At 30.8% G+C, this 2,575-nt stretch carries 1 protein-coding gene, 1 tRNA gene and 1 pseudogene; 1 reads left to right on the plus strand and 2 read right to left on the minus strand.

The annotated features are described in order from the left end of the window. Positions 1–36: 36 nt before the first annotated feature. Complete coding sequence (locus AC3DU7_RS30885; protein WP_488043058.1) at positions 37–636, minus strand: glyoxalase-like domain protein; 600 nt, start codon at positions 634–636, stop codon at positions 37–39. Positions 637–1,098: 462 nt separating this feature from the next. On the opposite strand from AC3DU7_RS30885, the gene AC3DU7_RS30890 reads away from it, so the two are divergent. Then, a tRNA-Ala gene (locus tag AC3DU7_RS30890) sits at positions 1,099–1,171 on the plus strand. Positions 1,172–1,942: 771 nt separating this feature from the next. Here the strand turns inward: AC3DU7_RS30890 and AC3DU7_RS30895 are convergent. Then, a pseudogene (locus tag AC3DU7_RS30895) lies at positions 1,943–2,575 on the minus strand (hypothetical protein); the annotation flags it as partial.

Genomic DNA, 2,575 nt, shown 5'->3' on the forward strand with positions numbered 1-2,575 from the left:
CTAAAGAAAATGTAGAAAAATTTTTGATAAATGGTATTAGTTTTTGACTTCAGCTATTTCTATTACTCGACCATTCCAGTCTTTAACTAATAAATTCAGGGGCCTTTCCCTTCTAATTTTGTATTTAATACCTCGCATTTGTACACGCATTAATATTTGTTCTAAACAATCTTTATCAAAGCAGACATGACGTTGGTTATTTCTTGTGCCTAGACTTGCTCCACTAATAATATGTACCTGAGTATTTTTCATCAATTGATACCATAAACCATCTGAAACGGCTGTTCCTTGATTAGTAGTACTTGGTCTGGAATAATCGCTTGATAGATAAAGTGGATCTATACCTGTTGTGCCTAATGTTTGTTCATAATTATAGTAGTAATGTAAAGGTACTTCTGCTACTGGTAAATCAAGCATTCCTTCATAAAACTGTTGAGCAATGGCTAAGTCTGAAACCATGATTGTGTAAACTTTCGGGGCGCTAGTAAGAAACATCCACATAGCTACAGCATAAGCTGCTAGTAGCATTACCATTATTCCTTGGGTAGAAAATAAACTATCAAGTGGTAACTCTGGTAAAAAAGCGCCTAAAATTAACTGGGGGAGTAGAAAAGCCATAATATTTACTACTAACATTATTTAATCAAATATTAAGAATTATGATTAATTTTTGTGGTCTTAGCACAAACTTTATCTAAGTTTAACCTTACTATCGTATTATAGAGTAGTTGTGAAGTCCTCGATTAGAAGACTTAGTTTTGCGAAGTTTTTCAGCAATATACCTCCGAGACTGAGTAAAGACCTTAAATTTTGGATATCTACTTCTGTTTCAGATGACTAAAATAGTTAGGTAATTTTGAAGAATAGCTCAGGGATTGATTGTTTTTGTTCTCAGAAAAAATTCTTAGAGTTTCAGTATAAGATTAGATGGGCGTTAGTATTAATTAATCGAAAGATATAAAATATTCCTATATATAAGTAAAATAAAAATAAGTATTTTTGATAAAGTATCTGTAAAATCTAGAAGTTCTGGTATAGTTAGGATGCTAATCAAAAAAAAGTAGTTAGTTTATAATAAGCTAAAGGTACTTCTGATTAGGGGTTATAGCTCAGTTGGTAGAGCACCTCAATGGCATTGAGGGGGCCAGCGGTTCGAGTCCGCTTAGCTCCATTTTAATATTCAATTTTTCTGAACCACTATCTCTTCAAGATTAGAGAGTATTTGCAAAATAAGAATGTTTCAGGTTTTCGACATTTACTATTTTTTTTAAAGTAATTTTTCAGGCTCAGACTACTTAGCATAGCTCTAAAATTTTACTTTAAGTAATAGCAGCTTTGAGTTTACTTTTTTTACTGTTATCAATTTTTTCAAAATTCTTGTTTGTATCTACTAAAACTTAAAACTAAATTATTAATCATAAACTACTTCTGATAGAGTAGGTCTGTTGAAACTAGAATCTCTAAATACTTGAGATATTGTCTTTTTGTTCAAATTAAAACTTCACTTCTTAATATATTAGTCAAAAGAAATGTTAAGACAGATCAAAAGCTTAAAATTAAGACAATGCCATATTTTCCTTCCTTCGGCTCTTCCTTATTTTTTCTGCTATAAAACTATATTATTTTTAAGACCGACTAAAGTATATTTGAAGATTTTTCTTTCTCTATGAAAGCAAACTTACAGCACAATTCATTTAAGTAGACTTACAAAATTATTTTGAGTTAGGGAGTAGAGAGTAGTCCATAGAAGCTTTAACTAATGTAGTCATCTATAGAATTGAAAACTGCGATAATTGCCGATAGATTTTCATAATACTAAACTTAATTATAGCTCTGCAATTCTCAGATATTTTATTTGATGTAGCAAAATGTGGTGCAACACAATCTATTTATGGAATTTCCATTTAAAGTGTTTAGTAATTATATAGATAACTGATGAGAACTATATTTTATTTTTTGCTTCTACTCTAATCGATTTACCTTTATCATCTGTACGATAAGCCCAGGTATCATTACCATCAGACAAGATAATATACCAACCTTCTACTAATCTTTGCCCACAAAATTCATTACTATTTGCAAGTCCTAAACAAGTATTAGGCCAAGTTTTTTGACTAATTTGAGTTACCTTAATATTTTCAGGCAAAATACCTATTTGATTACTTAAATCTTCGCGAACAGCATCAACTATATAATCAGGTATTCTTTCGTCATTATCGGCAAATTTTTCCACTTTTTCTAGAGTAGGTTTACCGATTTTTTTTATCCCATCAAAATTTTGATGAATGGAAGGTTCGTTAACAGTGAGTATCTGATTGATAGATTTTTTTTTGAGAAAAAAGGGTTGAGATATTTCTGTCTGATCATTGATTTTCATCTCTGTTGCAGATTTGATAAGGTTAGCAAATTTATTAGCTTTAGGATTAATTTTGGTGTTTGTTTCTAACTGTTGAGATTGAAGTACTTTAACAGCGGCAATTGCTGTTTCAGTCAGATTGGGATATGCTTCAGCAGCTAATATTCCAGTCAAAATTAATGCTAGTAAAAAAGGATGGGGTGATTTCTTATCAACTCG

This window comes from Okeania sp., assembly GCF_983059655.1.